General features: G+C 74.0%; 13 protein-coding genes. 10 read left to right on the plus strand and 3 right to left on the minus strand.

The genetic code is table 11. From position 1 onward, the window contains the following. Positions 1-75 precede the first annotated feature (75 nt). The 5 genes from F8568_RS04345 (at position 76) to F8568_RS04365 (ending at position 8,848) form a co-directional block, all read left to right on the plus strand. Positions 76-1,032, plus strand: coding sequence for an MBL fold metallo-hydrolase (locus F8568_RS04345; protein WP_151591610.1), 957 nt, complete (start codon positions 76-78; stop codon positions 1,030-1,032). Then, positions 1,016-2,605 carry an FAD-dependent monooxygenase gene (locus F8568_RS04350; RefSeq protein ID WP_151591612.1) on the plus strand — a complete coding sequence of 530 codons (1,590 nt, stop codon included), beginning with the start codon at positions 1,016-1,018 and terminating at the stop codon, positions 2,603-2,605. The genes F8568_RS04345 and F8568_RS04350 overlap by 17 nt, the downstream gene beginning before the upstream one ends. Before the next feature lie 184 nt (positions 2,606-2,789). Further along, positions 2,790-6,404 carry a methionine synthase gene (metH, locus tag F8568_RS04355; RefSeq protein WP_151591615.1) on the plus strand — a complete coding sequence of 1,205 codons (3,615 nt, stop codon included), beginning with the start codon at positions 2,790-2,792 and terminating at the stop codon, positions 6,402-6,404. Between the two features lie 117 nt (positions 6,405-6,521). After that, the gene (locus F8568_RS04360; protein ID WP_151591617.1) at positions 6,522-7,574 is read left to right on the plus strand and encodes a hypothetical protein; all 1,053 of its coding nucleotides are present in this window, start codon (positions 6,522-6,524) and stop codon (positions 7,572-7,574) included. 2 nt (positions 7,575-7,576) lie between these two features. Next, positions 7,577-8,848, plus strand: a complete 1,272-nt coding sequence (locus F8568_RS04365) for an ABC transporter substrate-binding protein (RefSeq protein WP_160573495.1) — start codon at positions 7,577-7,579, stop codon at positions 8,846-8,848. Positions 8,849-8,857: 9 nt separating this feature from the next. On the opposite strand, the gene F8568_RS04370 is transcribed toward F8568_RS04365, so the two are convergent. Then, a complete protein-coding gene (locus tag F8568_RS04370) occupies positions 8,858-9,556 on the minus strand; it encodes a TetR/AcrR family transcriptional regulator (RefSeq protein ID WP_151591621.1) in 699 nt (232 codons plus the stop codon). Positions 9,557-9,639: 83 nt separating this feature from the next. On the opposite strand from F8568_RS04370, the gene F8568_RS04375 reads away from it, so the two are divergent. The 5 genes from F8568_RS04375 (at position 9,640) to F8568_RS04395 (ending at position 15,990) form a co-directional block, all read left to right on the plus strand. Next, on the plus strand, positions 9,640-11,199 hold the full coding sequence (locus tag F8568_RS04375; RefSeq protein WP_160573496.1) for a class I adenylate-forming enzyme family protein: 1,560 nt from the start codon (positions 9,640-9,642) through the stop codon (positions 11,197-11,199). A gap of 95 nt (positions 11,200-11,294) precedes the next feature. Beyond that, the gene (locus F8568_RS04380) at positions 11,295-12,569 is read left to right on the plus strand and encodes an acyl-CoA dehydrogenase family protein (RefSeq protein ID WP_151591625.1); all 1,275 of its coding nucleotides are present in this window, start codon (positions 11,295-11,297) and stop codon (positions 12,567-12,569) included. A gap of 5 nt (positions 12,570-12,574) precedes the next feature. Continuing rightward, positions 12,575-13,630 (plus strand): phosphotransferase family protein, encoded by a 1,056-nt coding sequence (locus F8568_RS04385; RefSeq protein WP_151591627.1) that lies wholly within the window; start codon positions 12,575-12,577, stop codon positions 13,628-13,630. 30 nt (positions 13,631-13,660) lie between these two features. Continuing rightward, positions 13,661-14,887, plus strand: coding sequence for an acyl-CoA dehydrogenase family protein (locus F8568_RS04390; RefSeq protein ID WP_202124491.1), 1,227 nt, complete (start codon positions 13,661-13,663; stop codon positions 14,885-14,887). Beyond that, positions 14,884-15,990 (plus strand): acyl-CoA dehydrogenase family protein, encoded by a 1,107-nt coding sequence (locus F8568_RS04395; RefSeq protein WP_151591629.1) that lies wholly within the window; start codon positions 14,884-14,886, stop codon positions 15,988-15,990. The genes F8568_RS04390 and F8568_RS04395 overlap by 4 nt, the downstream gene beginning before the upstream one ends. Here F8568_RS04395 and F8568_RS04400 read toward each other — a convergent pair. Both F8568_RS04400 and F8568_RS50935 read right to left on the minus strand, forming a co-directional pair. Continuing rightward, the gene (locus tag F8568_RS04400; protein ID WP_328600717.1) at positions 15,987-17,531 is read right to left on the minus strand and encodes a phytoene desaturase family protein; all 1,545 of its coding nucleotides are present in this window, start codon (positions 17,529-17,531) and stop codon (positions 15,987-15,989) included. The genes F8568_RS04395 and F8568_RS04400 overlap by 4 nt on opposite strands. Then, positions 17,528-17,908 carry a helix-turn-helix domain-containing protein gene (locus tag F8568_RS50935; protein WP_151591631.1) on the minus strand — a complete coding sequence of 127 codons (381 nt, stop codon included), beginning with the start codon at positions 17,906-17,908 and terminating at the stop codon, positions 17,528-17,530. The genes F8568_RS04400 and F8568_RS50935 overlap by 4 nt, the downstream gene beginning before the upstream one ends. Positions 17,909-17,955 lie beyond the last annotated feature (47 nt).

The raw sequence follows: 17,955 nt of genomic DNA on the forward strand, positions 1-17,955 counted from the left end.
TTGTTCCGCCCCGGCGTTCCCCGGGCAGGACACCAGGGTGGCCGAATCCGCGAAATCGCGGGGGAGGGATCTGGGATGAGACCGTTCGCGTCGTCGGCCGACCTGGCGGACAAGGAGCGGAGCCTGGAGGTGCTCGCGGACGGCGTGTACGCGCTGACCGCCGAGGGCGATCCGAACGTCGGCGCCGTCGAGGGCGAGGACTTCGTCGTGTGCTTCGAGGCGCTGGCCACGCCGGTGGCGGCGCGCGAGTGGCTGTCGATGCTGCGCGAGCACACCGACAAGCCCGTCCGGTACCTGGTGCTGTCGCACTATCACGCGGTGCGGGTGCTGGGCGCGAGCGCGTTCGGCGCCGACGTCGTCGTGGCGCACGAGAAGACGCGGGAGCTGGTCGCCGAGCGCGGGCGCCAGGACTGGGAGTCCGAGCTCGGGCGGATGCCGCGGCTGTTCAAGGAGCCCGAGTCGATCCCGGGCCTGACGTGGCCGACGGCGACGTTCAGCGACCGCTTCACGATCCAGCTCGGCGGCGACCGCGGTGAGCTGGTCCTGCGGTACTGCGGGCGCGGGCACACCGAGGGCGACATCGTCGCGTGGCTGCCGCGGCAGCGGGTGCTGTTCGCCGGTGACCTGGTGGAGGCGCAGGCCGCGCTGTACACCGGGGACGCCTTCCACCGGGACTGGGCGACCGGGACGCTGGACCGGGTGGCGGCGCTCGGCGCCGAGGCGCTGGTGGGCGGCCGCGGCGCGGTGGCGGCCGGCCGGGAGGCGGTGGACGCGGCGATCGGCCAGACCCGGCATTTCCTTGAGGTGATGATCCGCGAGGTGACGGCCGTGCAGGGACGCGGCGGGACGCTGAAGGAGGCGTTCGAGGCGGTCCACGCGGAGCTGGAGCCGGAGTACGGGCGATGGCCGATCTTCGAGCACTGCCTGCCGTTCGACGTGTCGCGGCTGTGGGACGAGCTGTCCGGCGTCGAGCGCCCGGTGATCTGGACCGCCGAGCGCGACCGGGCCGTCTGGGATGAGCTCCAGGGCTGACCCCGGACCCGCGGACCCGGTCGTCGTGGCCGGGGGCGGTCCGGTGGGCCTGGTCGCCGCGCTGCTGCTGGCGCGGTTCGGCGTGCCCTCGGTCGTCCTGGAGGCCGCCGGCCGCCGCGAACCGGCCGGGTCCAAGGCGATCTGCTTCCAGCGCGACGTGCTCGACGTGCTCGACCGGGTCGGCTGCGCGGAGACCATGATCGCGCGCGGCGTCACGTGGACGACCGGCCGCACCTACTACCGCGGCACCGAACTGTTCGCCGTCACGTTCCCGGCCGCCGGGAGCGGCGACGTCCCGCCCTGGATCAACATCTCGCAGGCCGAGGTGGAGCGGTACCTGCGCGACCTGGTGGACGCCGATCCGCTGGTGGACGTCCGGTACGGGCACCGAGTCACCGGCCTCGACCAGGACGCCGGCGGGGTGCGGGTCCGCGCGGACGCCCCGGACGGCGAGGTCACCGTGGCCGGAAGCCATCTGGTGGGGGCGGACGGGCCGCACAGCGCGGTCCGCCGGCTGATCGGCGCCGGGTTCCCCGGCCGCTCGTTCGACGACCGGTTCCTCATCTGCGACGTCCGCGCCGACCTGCCGTTCCCGAACGAGCGCCGGTTCCACTTCGACCCGGAGTGGAACCCGGGCCGCCAGGTCCTGGTGCACCAGTGCCCCGACCGGACCTGGCGGATCGACTGGCAGCTGCCGGCGGGTCATGACCTGGAGGCCGACCGCGCGTCCGGGGCGCTGGACGCGCGCATCCGGAAGATCACCGGGGACGTGCCCTACGAGATCGTGTGGGCGTCGGTGTACCGGTTCCACCAGCGGTGCGCCGGGACGTTCCGCCGCGGCCGGGCCTTCCTGGCGGGGGACGCGGCGCACCTGTACGCGCCGTTCGGGGCGCGCGGGCTGAACTCCGGCGTCCAGGACGCCGAGAACCTCGCCTGGAAGATCGCGTTCGTCCGCCGCGGCCACGGCTCCGCGGGCCTGCTCGCGAGCTACGACGCCGAGCGCCGGGCGGCGGCGCTGGAGAACCTGGCCGTCACCACGCGCACCATGGAGTTCCTCGTCCCGCACACCCCCGCCGGGAGGGCGCGGCGGCTGGCCGCGCTGGAGGCCGCGCTCACCGACCCCGGCGCCCGCGCCCGCATCGACTCCGGGAAGCTCGCCGAGCCGTACTGGTACCTGGACTCGCCGCTGACCACCCCGTCCGGGGCCGCCGGCGGGTTCCCGCGCGCCCCCGGGGCGGCCCGCCCGCCGGTCCCCGGCGTCCTGTGCCCCGACGGGCCCTGCGTCGTCGACGGGCGCGCCACCCGCCTGCGCCGGCTGTTCGGCACGGAGTTCGTCGCCCTCGCCGCCGACGAGGCGGGCCGCGCACGGATCCAGGGCTCGGCGGGCGGCGTCCCCGTCGCGGTGCACGCCCTGGACGCCATCGACACCACCGGCGCCGTCCGTACCGCGCTGGAGGCGGGCCCCGGCACCGTCCACCTCGTCCGGCCCGACGGCCACCTCGCCGCGGTCCTCCCGGACCCCGATCCGGGTGCGTTCACCGCCGCGCTGCGCCGCGCCTGCGGCCGTCCCTGACCCTTCCACCGCGCTCGCCTGGGGTTGCGCGGAAAAAAGGGACGGGAGTTTCACAGGCGCCGGGTCCATTCGGTAACCTCGGAGTCGGGCCGAGAGGCGCTGCAACGGACGCGCGGGCGTCCGCCACGCTCGGCCCGGGACCGGTACACGCAAGGGCGCCTCCCAACGACACGGGAGGTGGCTGGTGGGCAGGACCGAAGAGCTGCGCGGGCTTCTGGACGAGCGGGTCGTGGTGCTCGACGGGGCGTGGGGCACGATGCTCCAGGGCGCCGGGCTCACCCCCGAGGACTACCGGGGCGACCGCATCGGCGGCGACCACGCCAAGGACGTCACCGGCGACCCCGACCTGCTGAACCTCACCCGGCCGGACGTGATCCTGGACGTCCACCGGCAGTACCTCGACGCCGGCGCCGACATCACCACCACCAACACCTTCACCGCGACGAGCATCGGCCAGGCCGACTACGGCCTCGAAGGCCTCGTCCGCGAGATGAACGTGCAGGGCGCCCGGCTCGCCCGGCAGGCCGCCGACGAGTACGGGAACCGGTTCGTCGCCGGGTCCGTCGGCCCCCTCAACGTCACGCTGTCGCTGTCCCCCCGGGTCGAGGACCCGGCCTACCGCGCCGTCACGTTCGACCAGGTCAAGGCCGCCTACGCGGAGCAGATCGCGGGGCTGGCCGAGGGCGGCGTCGACCTGCTGCTGATCGAGACGATCTTCGACACGCTGAACGCGAAGGCCGCCATCGCCGCGGCCCGCGAGGTCGCGCCCGAGCTGCCGCTGTGGATCTCCGTCACGATCGTCGACCTGTCCGGCCGGACGCTGTCCGGGCAGACCGTCGGGGCGTTCTGGCGGTCGATCGAGCACGCCGAGCCGCTCGTCGCCGGCGTGAACTGCTCGCTCGGCGCCGAGGAGATGCGCCCGCACGTCGAGGAGCTGGCGCGGCTCGCCGGCACCTACACCGCCTGCCACCCCAACGCGGGCCTGCCGAACGCGTTCGGCGGCTACGACCAGACGCCGGACGAGATGGGCGCGAAGCTCGGCGGCTTCGCCGCGGCCGGCATGGTCAACGCCGTCGGCGGCTGCTGCGGGACGGGCCCCGCGCACATCGCCCGCATCGCCGAGGCCGTGCGCGGCACGGCCCCGCGCGAGGTGGCCCGCCCCGGCCGGGCGACCCGCTTCAGCGGCCTCGAGCCGTTCGAGATCGGCCGCGACACCGGCTTCGTCATGATCGGCGAGCGCACCAACGTCACCGGCTCCAAGCGGTTCCGCAAGCTCATCGAGGCGGGCGACCACCAGGCCGCCGTGGACGTGGCGCTGGAGCAGGTGCGCGGCGGCGCGAACCTGCTCGACGTCAACATGGACGCCGACCTGCTCGACAGCGAGCGGGAGATGACGACGTTCCTCAACCTGATCGCGACCGAGCCCGAGGTGGCCCGCATCCCGATCATGGTGGACAGCTCGCGGTGGAGCGTGCTGGAGGCCGGGCTGAAGACCGTCCAGGGCAAGGGCGTCGTCAACTCGATCAGCCTCAAGGAGGGCGAGGAGCCCTTCCTGGAGCAGGCCCGCCGCATCCGCGACTTCGGCGCCGGCGTCGTCGTCATGGCGTTCGACGAGCGGGGCCAGGCCGACACCGCCGACCGCAAGGTCGAGATCTGCGGCCGCGCCTACGACCTGCTCACGCGGCGGGCCGGGTTCGCGCCCGAGGACATCATCTTCGACCCGAACGTGCTCGCCGTCGCGACCGGCATCGCCGAGCACAACGGGTACGCCAAGGCGTTCATCGACGCGCTCCCGCGGATCAAGGAGCGCTGCCCCGGCGCCCGCACCAGCGGCGGCATCTCCAACCTGTCGTTCTCGTTCCGCGGCAACGAGGTCGTCCGCGAGGCGATGCACTCGGCGTTCCTGTTCCACGCGGTCAAGGCCGGGCTGGACATGGGCATCGTCAACGCCGGGCAGCTCGCCGTCTACGAGGACATCCCCGCCGACCTGCTCGAACTCGTCGAGGACGTGCTGTTCGACCGGCGTCCGGACGCCACCGACCGGCTCGTGTCGTTCGCCGAGAACGTCAAGGGCAAGGGCACCAAGCGCGAGGTCGACCTGTCCTGGCGCGAGGCGCCGGTGGAGCAGCGGCTGTCGCACGCGCTCGTGCACGGGATCGTCGACTTCATCGAGGAGGACACCGAGGAGGCCCGGCAGAAGCTGCCGCGCCCGCTCGACGTCATCGAGGGCCCGCTGATGGACGGCATGAAGGTCGTCGGCGACCTGTTCGGGTCCGGCAAGATGTTCCTGCCGCAGGTGGTCAAGAGCGCCCGCGCGATGAAGCGCTCGGTCGCCTACCTCGAGCCGTTCATGGAGGCCGAGAAGGAGAAGGCGCTGGCCGAGGGCCGCGTCCAGAACGACCGCGGCCAGGGCAAGATCGTGCTGGCGACCGTCAAGGGCGACGTGCACGACATCGGCAAGAACATCGTCGGCGTCGTGCTCGGCTGCAACAACTACGACGTCGTCGACCTCGGCGTGATGGTGCCCGCCGCGAAGATCCTCGACACCGCGGTCGCGGAGAACGCCGACGCGATCGGGCTGTCCGGGCTGATCACCCCGTCGCTGGACGAGATGGTGTCGGTGGCGACCGAGATGCAGCGCCGCGGCATGGAGCTGCCGCTGCTGATCGGCGGCGCCACCACGTCCCGCCAGCACACCGCGGTGCGGATCGCGCCCGCCTACGACCGGACCACCGTGCACGTGCTGGACGCCTCCCGCGTCGTCGGCGTCGTGTCGAACCTGCTCGACCCCGAGCGCGCGAGCGCGCTGGCGGCCTCCAACGCCGAGGAGCAGCAGCGGCTACGCGAGCAGCACGAGAGCAGGCAGCGCGCGCCGATGCTGGCGATCGAGCAGGCCCGCGCCAACCGCGAGAGCGTACCGTTCGACGACCTGCCCGTGCCCGCCTTCACCGGGGTGCGCGTCCTCGAGCCCGCCCTCGAGGAACTGCGCGCGATGATCGACTGGCAGTTCTTCTTCCTCGCCTGGGAGCTGAAGGGCAAGTACCCGGCGATCCTCGACCAGCCGGTCGCGCGTGAGCTGTTCGACGACGGCAACGGCCTCCTCGACAAGATCATCGCGGACGGGCTGCTGCGCGCCCGCGGCGCCTACGCGTTCTGGCCCGCGCACTCCGAGGGCGACGACATCGTCCTGGACACCGGCGACGGCACCCGCTTCCCGATGCTGCGGCAGCAGACCGCCAAGCCGGAGGGCCGGCCCAACCGGTGCCTGGCCGACTACATCGCCCCGTCCGGCGACCACCTCGGCGGGTTCGCGGTCACCGTGCTCGGCGCCGAGGAACTCGCCGCCCAGTTCGAGGCCGACAACGACGACTACCGGTCGATCATGGTGAAGGCGCTCGCGGACCGGCTCGCCGAGGCGTTCGCCGAGTACGCGCACCTGCGGGCGCGGCGCGACTGGTTCGAGCCGGACGCCGACCCGAAGCTGGAGGACCTGCACGCCGAGCGGTTCCGCGGCATCCGCCCGGCGCTCGGCTACCCGGCGAGCCCCGACCACAGCGAGAAGAAGGACCTGTTCGAGCTGCTCGGCGCGGACCGGCTCGGCATCGGGCTGACCGAGTCGTACGCGATGACCCCGGCCGCCAGCGTCAGCGGGCTGATCTTCGCCCATCCGTCCTCCCGGTACTTCACCGTCGGGCGGATCGGCCGCGACCAGACCGAGGACTACGCGGCGCGGCGCGGGCTCGCCCTTCCCGAAATCGAGCGGTGGCTGCGCCCGAATCTCGCCTACGAAACGGAATGAACTGCGGCGACACCTCGCGGTACTGACCTGAACCGGCCAGCCGGATAACGCGCGGAAACGACATCCCCGGCATAAATGTAAGGGAAATGTCAACGGTCGCGGCCTACGATGTGCCGCGTGTCGGTTGCGCTGGCGGCCCGGGCCGTGCCGAGAAGGTGGAGCACCCCCCGCTGGCTGTGGACGGTGCTGGCCGCGGCCGTCGGCCTGACGGTGCTGTCCTGGCTGGCGGCGACGGCGGTGCTGGTCGGAAGCCGTTCGGCGGTGTCGTCGGTGAAGGACGGCGGCGCCCCCGCCTACGTCAGCGCCCGCACCGCGCACGCGGCGCTGTCGGACGCCGACCGGGCCGCCTGGCAGAGCTTCCGCTCCGGCGCGGCCCAGCTCATCGGCCCCGGCCAGCAGTTCCGGGACGACCTGACGACGGCGAGCGACAATCTCGCGCACCTCGCCGAGCTCGATTTCGGCGGCGCCGCCGGACGCGATCTGCTGCGCGCGGTGAATGCGCAGGTCGTCACCTATCAGGGGCTGGTGGAGCAGGCCGACGCCACCTATCGGGAAGGGCTCGAAGACCTCGGGTACGCCTATCTCGGCTACGCCTCCGGCCTGCTGCACGGCGACGGCGGGCTGCTGTCGCGGATCGACGAGATCGCGCGCCGGGACCTGCGCGGCATCCACGGCGAGCGGGACTCGGCGTGGGCCGGCGAGGGCCTCGCGCTCGGCAGCGCCGCCGCCGGCGTGGTGCTGCTCGGCGTCCTCGGCTACGCGCAGGTGTCGATGGCGCGGCGGTTCCGCCGGCTGGTCAACCCGCCGCTGGCCGCCGCGAGCGCCGTCCTGGCCGGGCTGCTGGTCTGGACGTCCCTGACGTTCCTGCACGTCGACCACGCGTTCGCGGACGCGTCCGACCACGGGGTGCCCGCCTTCGACCGGACGCTGCAGGCGCAGATCCGCGACGCCGACGCCGGGTCCGGCGCGCTCCGCGCCGGCCGCCCCGCGCCGAAGGGCGGCGGCCTGGACGTCGCCGCCGCGGACAAGGCGCAGCGGCCCCTGGAGGCGGAGCTGTCCGACGCCACCGACACCCGCGGCCTGAACGTCGGGCTGCCGCTGCTGTCGCTGGCGGTCGCGGGGCTCGCCGCCCTCGGCGTGTGGATCCGGCTACGCGAGTACGGGAGATGACCGTGCGACTTCTGGCAGCGCTCCTCCTGCTCTGCGCGTTCACCACCGTGTCCTGTGGCGGCGCCGGTTCCGGGCAGAGCGTCACGGTGCTCGGCTCGTGGACGGGCGCCGAGGGCGACGCGTTCCGCGCGGTCCTGGCCGGCTTCGAGAAGAGCACCGGCATCCACGTCGACTACACCGGCACCCGCGACGCCCGCGCGATCCTCGCCAGCGAGCTGCACGACGGCACGCCGCCCGACACCGCCGTCCTCGCCACGCCCGGCGACCTGCGCATCTACGCCGCCGCCGGGGAACTGGCGCCGGTCGGCGGCGCCCAGCAGGGCATCGGCGGCGACCTGACCGGCGCGGCCGGCCCGGACGGCGTCCGCCGCCCCTACGGCATCGTCGTGAAGGCGGCCGTGAAGGGCCTGGTCTGGTACGCGCCGCGGTCCCTGCCGGCGGCGACGCGGGCGCGGCTGGCGCAGCCCATCGCGTCCTTCGACGACCTGGCGAAGATCGCGTCCGGGGCGGCGGCGAAGCCCTGGTGCCTCGGCCTGGAGGACACGTCCAACTCGGGCTGGCCGGGCACCGACTGGATCGAGGACGTCGTGCTGCACGAGTCCGGTGCCGGCGTCTACGACCAGTGGGTGTCGGGGAATTTGGCGTGGACGTCGGACCCGATCCGCAACGCGTGGCAGACGTTCGGGACGGTCGTCGCCGGCACCCGCTCCGGTACGGACGCCGTCCTGCTCACCGGCTACGGCAAGGCGGGCGCGCCGATGTTCGCGGACCCGCCGGGGTGCCTGTTCGACCACGAGGCGTCGTTCATCACCGCCTTCTACGGGCAGGCCCCCGGCCGCCCGCAGGCGGGACGCGACTACGACTTCGTGCCGTTCCCCGGCGGGCGGGCGGTCGAGATCGGCGGCGACCTGCTCGGCATGTTCCGCGCTACCCCGGCCGCACGCAAGCTCGTCGCCTACCTGACCACGGCGAAGGCGCAGGAGACGTGGATCGAGCGACCGGGCAGCGGCGCGTTCTCGCTCAACCGGTCCGTGCCGCCGAGCGTCTACCCCGACCCGCTGTCGCGGCGGATCGCGCAGACGCTGGCGAGCGCGGCGACGGTCCGCTTCGACGCCTCGGACTCGATGCCGACCGTGATGGCCGCCGCGTTCGACCACGCCGTCCTGGAGTACGTCAGCGACCCCACCGCGCAGCGCCTCGACCGGATCCTCCGCTCGCTGGACCAGGTCCGCTGCACGACCGGTACCGGCACCGTGCCGCCACAGGACTGCTGACGGGCGGGGTCACGCGCCGGGATCGGCCTCCACCAGGGCCAGGGCGAGGCGGCCGAAGCGTTCGGCGACCTCGGCGGCGGGGAGCGGGCCGTCCTCGCGGAACCACACCGACACGCCCGTCGCCATCGTGAGGATGCCGCGGACGGCCTCGGACGGGTACGGCGTGCCGAACGCGCCGGACGCGGCGCCGTCGTTCACGACGCGGTGGAACATCCGCTCGTGCCGGTCGCGCTTGGCGATGAGCAGGGCGCGCTCGCGCCGCTCGATGCTGTGCATCTCGCCGACGCCGAGCACGGCCTCGCGGCGCAGCTCGGTGTGCACGAGGACGTGCTCGCGGACGAGCCGGCGCAGCCGGGCGGCGGGATCGGCGGGGCCGTCGGCGAGGACGGCCGCGCAGCGCTCGGTGAGGTGGTCGATGGTCCGGTGCATGATCGCCACGAGCAGGTCGTGCTTGGAGCCGAAGTAGTGGTAGAGCACGGCGGGGCTCATCCCGGCGCGGTCGGCGATGTCGCGGACCGACGTGCCGTTGAAGCCCTTCTCCGACATCGTCTCGACGGCCGCCGCGATGAGGATCCGGGTGCCGGGGGTGTCGGTCGGCAGGGACAGCGCGTCGCTCGACGTGGGCGTGACGTCGGCGGTCGTGCGGTGGGCCGGGGTCCCGCGCCCGCGCGGCGCGCGCTGCGGTACGCCCCCTTCGTCATCGTCCACGAAGATCCTCCTCTGGATTCCGCCTGCATTCCAACGTACATTCGTTCAATGCCACCCCAGCCGGCTACCGGGAGTGTGACACCGTGACCGCACCCGTCCCCGATCCGCTGGCGGCGCTGACCGCCGCCCACCCGTCCAAGACCGCGATCATCGAGGGGGACCGGCGGCTGAGCTACGCCGCGTTCAACGCGCTGGTCAACCGCTACGCCAACGTGCTCGTCGGCCTCGGCGTCCGGGCGGGCACCAAGGTCACCTGGTGCGGGCGCAACAGTACCGAGGTCGTCGCACTGATCGCCGCGCTGCGCAAGGCCGGCGCGGTCGGCGTGCCGCTGAACTACCGGCTGAGCCCGGAGGAGGCGTCGTACGTGGTCTCGAACGCCGACAGCGCGCTGGTGCTGTTCGACGTCGAGCAGGCGCCGCAGCTGGAGCTCGCCGCGCGCGAGGCCGAGGGCGTCCGCGGCTGGCTGGCGTTCCGGAGCGGAACGGGGCGGGTGCCGGACTGGGCGGCCGACCTGGACGCGCGGGCCGCCGGCAGCCCGGAGACCGAGCCGGCCGCCGCGGGCGACGACCCGGCGGCGGGCACCGCGATGTTCTACACCTCCGGGACGACCGGCAAGCCGAAGGGCGTGGTCCGCGGGCAGCCCGACCCGGAGATCGTCATCGGGCTGGTGACGGAGATCGGCTACCAGCCCGATGACGTCTACCTGACGACCGGCCCGCTCTACCACTCCGGCCCGATGAGCTTCATGCTGATCGTCCAGCAGATGGGCGGGACCGTCGTGGTGATGCGCGACTTCGATCCCGAGCGCTGGCTGGAGCTGGTCGAGGAGCACAAGGTGACGGCGACGTTCTCGGCACCGACCCCGATCCGCCGGGTGCTGGACCTGCCGGACGAGGTGATCGCCGCCCGCGACCTGTCCTCGCTGCGGCGGTTCATCGCGAACGCGGCGCCCTGGCCGTTCGAGCTGAAGCGCCGCTACGTCGACAAGATCGGCGACGGGTCGCTGTTCGAGGTGTACGGGTCGACGGAGCTGGGCGTGGACACGGTCCTGCGGCCGGAGGACCAGATGCGCAAGCCGGGCAGCTGCGGACGGCCCGCGCCCGGCATCGAGATCGCGCTGTTCGACGACAAGGGCGAGCGCGTCGAGGAGCCCCGGGTGCCCGGCGACCTGTACGTGCGCAGCAAGGCGACGTTCGACGCCTACTACAAGGCGGACCGCAAGTTCGAGGACGCGAGGCTCGGCGAGTGGCTGACGGTCGGCGACATCGCCTACCGCGACGACGAGGGCTTCTACTACATCTGCGACCGCCGCACCGACATGATCATCTCGGGCGGGGTGAACATCTACCCCGCCGAGATCGAGGCGGTGCTGACCGCGCATCCGGCGATCGCGGACGCGGCCGTGTTCGGGATCCCGTCGCAGGAGTGGGGCGAGTCCGTGCACGCCGCGGTCGTCGTGCGCCCGGGCGCCGAGGCGTCCGACGCGGACCTGGACGCGTTCTGCCGCGAGCACCTCGCCTCCTACAAGGTGCCGCGCGGGTACGACCGGATCGCCGAGGTGCCGCGCAACCCGTCGGGCAAGGCGCTCAAAAGGAAGCTGCGCGACCCGTACTGGGAGTCGAAGGAGACCAAGATCGGCTGACCGGGCGCGGCTGCCCCGGGGGCGAGCCGGAGCGCGGCTTTCCCGGGAGCCGCCTCCGGTGCCAAGCTGAACTGAACAAGCGTTAGGGAGGGTGTGTGGACTTCGAGCTGCCCGCGGAGCTGACCGGGCTGCTGGCCGATCTCGACGCGTTCATCGAGCGGGAGATCGCGCCGCTGCAGGCGCAGGACGACAACGAGCGCTTCTTCGACCACCGCCGCGAGTACGCGCGGACCGACTTCGAGAACGGCGGCGTGCCGCGCCGGGAGTGGGAGGAGCTGCTCGGCGAGATGTTCCGGCGGGCGGACGCGGCCGGCTGGCTGCGCTACGGCCTGCCCGAGTCGCTCGGCGGGTCCGACGGCACGAACCTCGACATGGCGGTGATCCGCGAGCACCTCGCCCACAAGGGCCTCGGCCTGCACAACGACCTGCAGAACGAGTCCTCGGTCGTGGGGAACTTCCCGTTCGCCCACATGCTGCTGGAGTTCGGGACGGACGAGCAGAAGGAGGAGTTCATGCAGCCGATGCTCACCCGCGAGAAGCGCATCGGCTTCGGGCTCACCGAGCCCGGCCACGGCAGCGACGCGACCTGGATGGAGACCACCGCCGTCCGCGACGGCGGCGACTGGGTCCTCAACGGCGCCAAGCGCTTCAACTCCGGCATGCACTCGGCCACCCACGACGTGGTGTTCGCCCGCACGTCCGGCGAGCCGGGCGACGCGCGCGGCATCACGGCGTTCTTCGTGCCGACCGACGCCCCGGGCTTCTCCGTCGACTTCCACTGGTGGACGCTCAACATGCCCACCGACCACGCGGAGGTCACCATCCGGGACGTGCGGGTGCCGGACTCGGCGGTGTTCGGCGAGGTCGGCGAGGGGCTCGCCGTCGCGCAGACGTTCGTGCACGAGAACCGGATCCGGCAGGCGGCGTCCGGCGTCGGCGCGGGCCAGTACTGCATCGACCGCAGCGTCGAGTATGCGCGTGAGCGGGTGACCTTCGGGCAGCCGCTCGCCGCCCGGCAGGCGATCCAGTGGCCGCTGGTGGAGCTGCAGACCGAGGCGGAGATGCTGCGCGGGCTCGTCCGCAAGACGGCGTGGGAGCTGGACCGGGTCCCGCACCTGGAGATCAGCGACAAGGTCTCGATGTGCAACTACCGCGCCAACCGGTTCGTGTGCGAGGCGGCCGACCGGGCGATGCAGGTGCACGGCGGCCTCGGCTACACCCGGCACACCCCGTTCGAGCACATCTACCGCCACCACCGCCGCTACCGGATCACCGAGGGCGCCGAGGAGGTCCAGATGCGCAGGGTGGCCGGCTACCTGTTCGGCTTCGCCGGCCCGAACCGGGCGCGCCGCGCCGAGAGGAAGGGCTGACGCCGATGCCGGACGCGCGCGCCGCCGGCCCCGGCACCCCGGGGATCGACGCCGGGCGGGTGGGGGAGTGGCTGGCGTCCCACGTCCCCGGGCTGGCCGCCCCGGTCCGGTTCGCGCTGGTGTCGGGCGGCCGGTCCAACCTCACCTACCGGGTCACCGACGCGGCGGGCTCCCTGTACGCGCTGCGCCGCCCGCCGACGGGCGGCGTGCTGGAGACCGCGCACGACATGGGGCGGGAATGGCGGTTCATCTCCGCGCTGGCCGGGACCGCCGTCCCCGTCGCGCCGCCGCTCGCGTTCTGCGCCGACGCCGCCGTCACCGGCGCGCCGTTCTACGTGATGGGGTTCGTGGACGGGACCGTCCTCGCCGACCGCGCCGCCGCCGAGGAGCTCGCGCCCGCGGCGAGGGCGGCCGCGTGCGGGAACCTCGTGGACGTGCTCGCCGCGCTGCACGCGCTGGACCCGCACGAGGTCGGGCTCGGCGACATGGTCCGCCGCACCGGGTTCGCCGAGCGGCAGCTGCGGCGCTGGCTGCACCAGGCGCGGCAGTCGGGCGCGGACTACCTGCCGCTGCTCGTCGAGGTCCACGGCATGCTGGCCGCGCGCGTCCCGGAGCAGGGCACCGGCGTCGTGCACGGCGACTACCGTCCGGGGAACCTCGCGTTCGGCCCGGACGGGACGGTCCGTGCGGTGTTCGACTGGGAGCTGGCGACCTCCGGCGACGCCCTGGCCGACCTCGGCTACCTCGTGTCGAACTGGCAGGAGCCCGGGGATCCCGCGGGCGCCGCGCCGCCCGGGCCGACGACGGTGCCGGGCTTCGCGTCCCGCGCGGAGCTGGCCGGGCGGTACGCGCGGGTGTCGGGACGGGACGTGTCCGGCCTGCCGTACTGGGTGGCGTTCGCGCACTGGCGGTCGGCGTGCATCGGCGCCGGGGTGCAGGCCCGCTACCTGGCCGGCCACATGGCCGAGGACGGGTACCTGGCCGAGGCCCGCGAGCGCGCGGACCTGGGGATCGAGCTGGCCGAGAAGGCCCGCGCGGGCCTGCGCGGGGACGAGATCTGACGAGCGGGGACGTCGAGGAGTGAAGACGAGATGACCGAAGACGACCGCGCGATGACCGAGGACTACCGCGCGAGGGTCCGCGCGTGGCTGGCCGCGAACGACCCCGGCCCGGTCGGCGGCCTGCCGCCCGCCGAGCACCTGAGCGCGGCCAAGCGGTTCCAGGCGGCGCTGTACGCGGCGGGCTTCGCCGGCATCACCTGGCCGAAGGAGTGGGGCGGGCAGGGGCTCGGCACGGCGGATCAGCAGATCTTCGCCGAGGAGGCCGCCGAGTACGACCTGCCGACCTACCCGTTCATCGTCAACATGGGCATGTGCGGGCCGACGCTGGTCGACCTCGGCACGCCCGAGCAGAAGAGCCGCTACCTGCGCCCGCTGCTCAGCGGCGAGGAGATCTGGTGCCAGCTGTTCTCCGAGCCGGGCGCCGGGTCGGACGTGGCGAGCCTGCAGACCAGGGCCGTCCGCGACGACGGCGGCTGGGCGGTGAACGGGCAGAAGGTCTGGACGACGAACGCGCAGTGGGCCGACTTCGGCGCGCTGCTCGCCCGCACCGACCCGGACGTCCCGAAGCACGCGGGCCTCACGATGTTCATCGTGGACATGCACGCGCCGGGGGTGACCGTCCGGCCGCTGAAGGACATGTCCGGCAAGGCGCCGTTCAACGAGGTCTACCTCGACGACGTGCGGATCCCCGCCGGCGCCGTCATCGGAGAGGTCGGGCAGGGCTGGCGCGTGGCGATCACGATGCTCGGGCACGAGCGGGTGTCGATCGGCTCGTCGCGGCCGTCCCGCAGCAGCGCGCTGAGCTTCGACGCGGTGCTCGCCCTGGCCCGCCGGCAGGGCGCCACCGACGTGCCGGCGCACCGCGAGCGGCTCGCCGGCCTGTACGCGCACGAACGCGCGCTGGAGCTGCTCAACGCACGGATGCGGCAGGAGGCGCAGGCCGGGCGTCCGCCGGGGGCGCGCGGCTCGGTCGCGAAGCTGGCCGGGGCGCTCCAGCTGCGCCGCGCGATCGAGGTCGCCGGGGAGCTGGCCGGCGCGGGCGCGGTGGCGTGGGAGCCCGGCGACCGGCACGGCGACGACCTCGCACTCGGCATCAACTCCGCGCCCGCCACCGGTATCGCGGGCGGCACCAACGAGGTGCAGCGGACCATCATCGGCGAGCGCGTCCTCGGGCTCCCGAAGGAGCCGCAGGTGGACCGGGACGTCCCGGTCCGCGACCTCAAGGTCGGCACGCAGCGGACGGAGGACCCCCGATGAGACTCGTCCTGGACCCCGAGCAGGAGGAGCTGCGGGCGACCGTCCGCAAGGTGCTCGCCGACCGGGCGCCGAGCGCGAAGGCCCGCGAGGCGATGGAGTCGCCGGACGGGTTCGACCGCGACCTGTGGCGCACCCTCGGCGACCTCGGCGTCCTCGGCCTGGTGGTGCCGGAGCCGTTCGGCGGCGCCGGCGCGGGCCATGTGGAGCGCGCCGTCGTCCTGGAGGAGCTCGGCGCCGCGCTGACGCCGTCGCCGTTCCTCGCCTCGGCCGTGCTCGCCACCGACGCGCTGCTCGCCCTCGACGACGTCGGCGCCGGCGGCGACCACCTGCCGCGGCTGGCCGCCGGCGAGCTGATCGGCACGGTCGCCGCCGCCGAGGACGGCGCCTGGGACCTCGCGGGCGGCGCCACCGCGGCGGCCGAGCGCGACGGCGGCTGGGAGCTGACCGGCACCAAGGCCCCGGTGCTCGCCGGCGACTCCGCCGACCTGGTCCTCGTCTACGCGCGCACGTCCGGCGGGCCCGGCTGGTTCGCGGTGGAGGGCGGCGCGCCCGGCGTCACCCGGACGCCGCTGACCGGCCTCGACCCGACGCGGCGGCTCGCGCGGATCGACTTCGCCGCGGCCCCGGCCCGCCGGCTGGTCAGCGCCGATCCCGGCGCCGCACTGGAGACGGTGACCGGCCTCGCCGCCGTCGCGCTGGCCGCCGAGCAGGCGGGCGGGATGCGGCGGGCGATGGAGCTGACCGTGGACTACGCCAAGGCGCGCGTGCAGTTCGGCCGCCCGATCGGCTCGTACCAGGCCGTCAAGCACGGCTGCGCCGACATGTACAGCGCGTGGGAGCTCGCGGTGTCCGTCCTGCGCTACGCGGCCTGGACCGCCGACCATGACATCGCCGAGCTGCCCACGGCCGCCGCGTTGGCGCAGACCTACATCGGGCCCGCCTACTTCCGCACGGCGACGGACATGGTCCAGTTCCACGGAGGCATCGGCTACACCTGGGAGCACGACGCGCACCTGTACTACAAGCGCGCCAAGAGCTCCGAGCTGCTGTTCGGTCCTCCGAGCGCGCACCGCGCCCGCCTCGCCGACCAGCTCCAGATCTAGCGGCCCTCCAGGACGGCGCGGGCGGCGTTGTGGCCGGGGATGCCGCTCACGCCTCCGCCGCGCCGCGCGCCCGCGCCGCACAGCAGCAGGCGCGGGTGCGCCGTCTCGACGCCCCACCGTCCCGCGGCCTCCTCCTCCGCGTAGGGCCAGGCGAGATCGCGGTGGAAGATGTGACCGCCGGGCAGGCCCGCGTCCCGTTCGAGGTCGACGGGCGTCTTCACCTCCAGGCAGGGCGTGCCGTCCGGCGCGCGCAGCAGGCAGTCCTCGATCGGCTCGGCGAGCACGGAGTCGAACGAGGCGAGCGTCGCGCGCAGCGCCTCGTCCCGCGCCCGCACCGGATCGGCGCGGAACAACCGCGCGGGCATGTGCAGGCCGAACAAGGTCAGCGTGTGCGCCCCGGACCGGCGCAGGTCAGGGCCCAGGATCGACGGGTCCGTCAGGGAGTGGCAGTACACCTCCGCCGGCGGGACGTCCGGGATCGTCCCGGCCGCCGCCTGCGCGTAGGCGGCGGCGAGCCGGTCGCGCCCCTCGTTGATGTGGAAGGTGCCGCCGAACGCCTCCTCGGGACGGACCGACGGGTCGCGCAGCCGGGGCAGGCGAGCGAGCACCATGTTCACCTTGAGCTGCGAACCCTCGGGCGGATCGTGCGGGGCCTCGCCGAGGAGCCGGGACAGCACCGCCGGAGGCAGCGCCGCGAGGATCCGGTGCGCCGTGACCGCGTGCTCGGCGCCGTCCGCGTCGCGGAACGCCACCTCTCCGGACGGCGGGTCGATCGAGAGGACCTCCATCCCGGTCCGCAGCTCCGCGCCCGCCGCCCGCGCCGCGTTCGCGAGCGCCTCCGTCACCGCGCCCATGCCGCCGACCGGCACGTTCCAGTCGCCGGTCCCGTTCCCGATCACGTGGTACAGCAGGCAGCGGTTCGCGAGCAGGGACTCCTCCGCCGGGTCGGCGAAGGTGCCGATCAGCGCGTCCGTGAGCACGATCCCGCGCACCGTGTCGTGCCGGAACCGCTCGTCCACCGACGCGCCGATCGGGCGCTCGAAGAACGTCCGCCACGCCTCGTCGTCGCCGACCAGTGCGCGCAGGCCGGCGCGGTCGCGCAGCGGCTCCAGCAGGGTCGGCGCGACCCGCCGCGCGACGTGCCCGGCCAGGCCGTAGAACCGCCGCCACGCGGTGAAGTCGCGGTCGTCCCCGGTGACGGCCGCGAACGACGCGGCGGTGCGCGCCTCGTCGGCGCCGTCGACCAGCACGCCGGTCCCGCCCGACGGCGTGTACGAGGCGAACCGGCGCCGCAGCAGCTCGACCGGCAGCCCGAGATCCCGGACGATCTTCGTCGGCAGCAGGCTGACCAGGTAGGAGTACCGCGACACCCGCGCGTCCACACCGGCGAAGGGACGCGCGGACACGGCCAGGCCGCCGAGATGCCCGAGGCGCTCCAGGACCAGCACGCGCCGTCCTGCGCGGGCGAGGTAGGCGGCGGCGACCAGACCGTTGTGGCCGCCACCGGCGACGACGACGTCGTAGTCGGGCACGGCGGTCACGACCGGCGCCGGTCCCGGCCGGTGCCGGCGGGCTCCGCCGACACGGACGGCAAGGTCAGGGCGTCATGGGCGGGCGTCCCCGGCGCCGCCTGGTAGAGCGACAGGCGCTGGCCGGTCGAGCCGATGCGCAGCACCTCGTAGTCCAGGGCGAGGTCGCCGACGAGCGTGTCGAGCACGGCGCCGCCGGGGTTGGTCTCCCTGCCCTGCTCGAGCCGGATGGAGTAGTCGATGCCCACCCCGGACAGCGCGGCCGGTTCCTCGCGCCGCAGCCCGGGGGTGCGGCGCCGCCCCGTCCCCTCGGGCAGCCCGACGTCGGCCGGCCGCAGCCGCGCACGGCGCGGCCGCAGGAAGTCACCGAGCCCGTTGTAGCCGTCCACCCGCCCGATTCTCCCAGCCGCGCCGCCGCGCCGGTACCCCGCGCGGG

Origin of the sequence: Actinomadura physcomitrii (assembly GCF_008923205.2) — a bacterium.
GTDB classification, from domain to species: Bacteria; Actinomycetota; Actinomycetes; order Streptosporangiales; family Streptosporangiaceae; genus Spirillospora; species Spirillospora physcomitrii.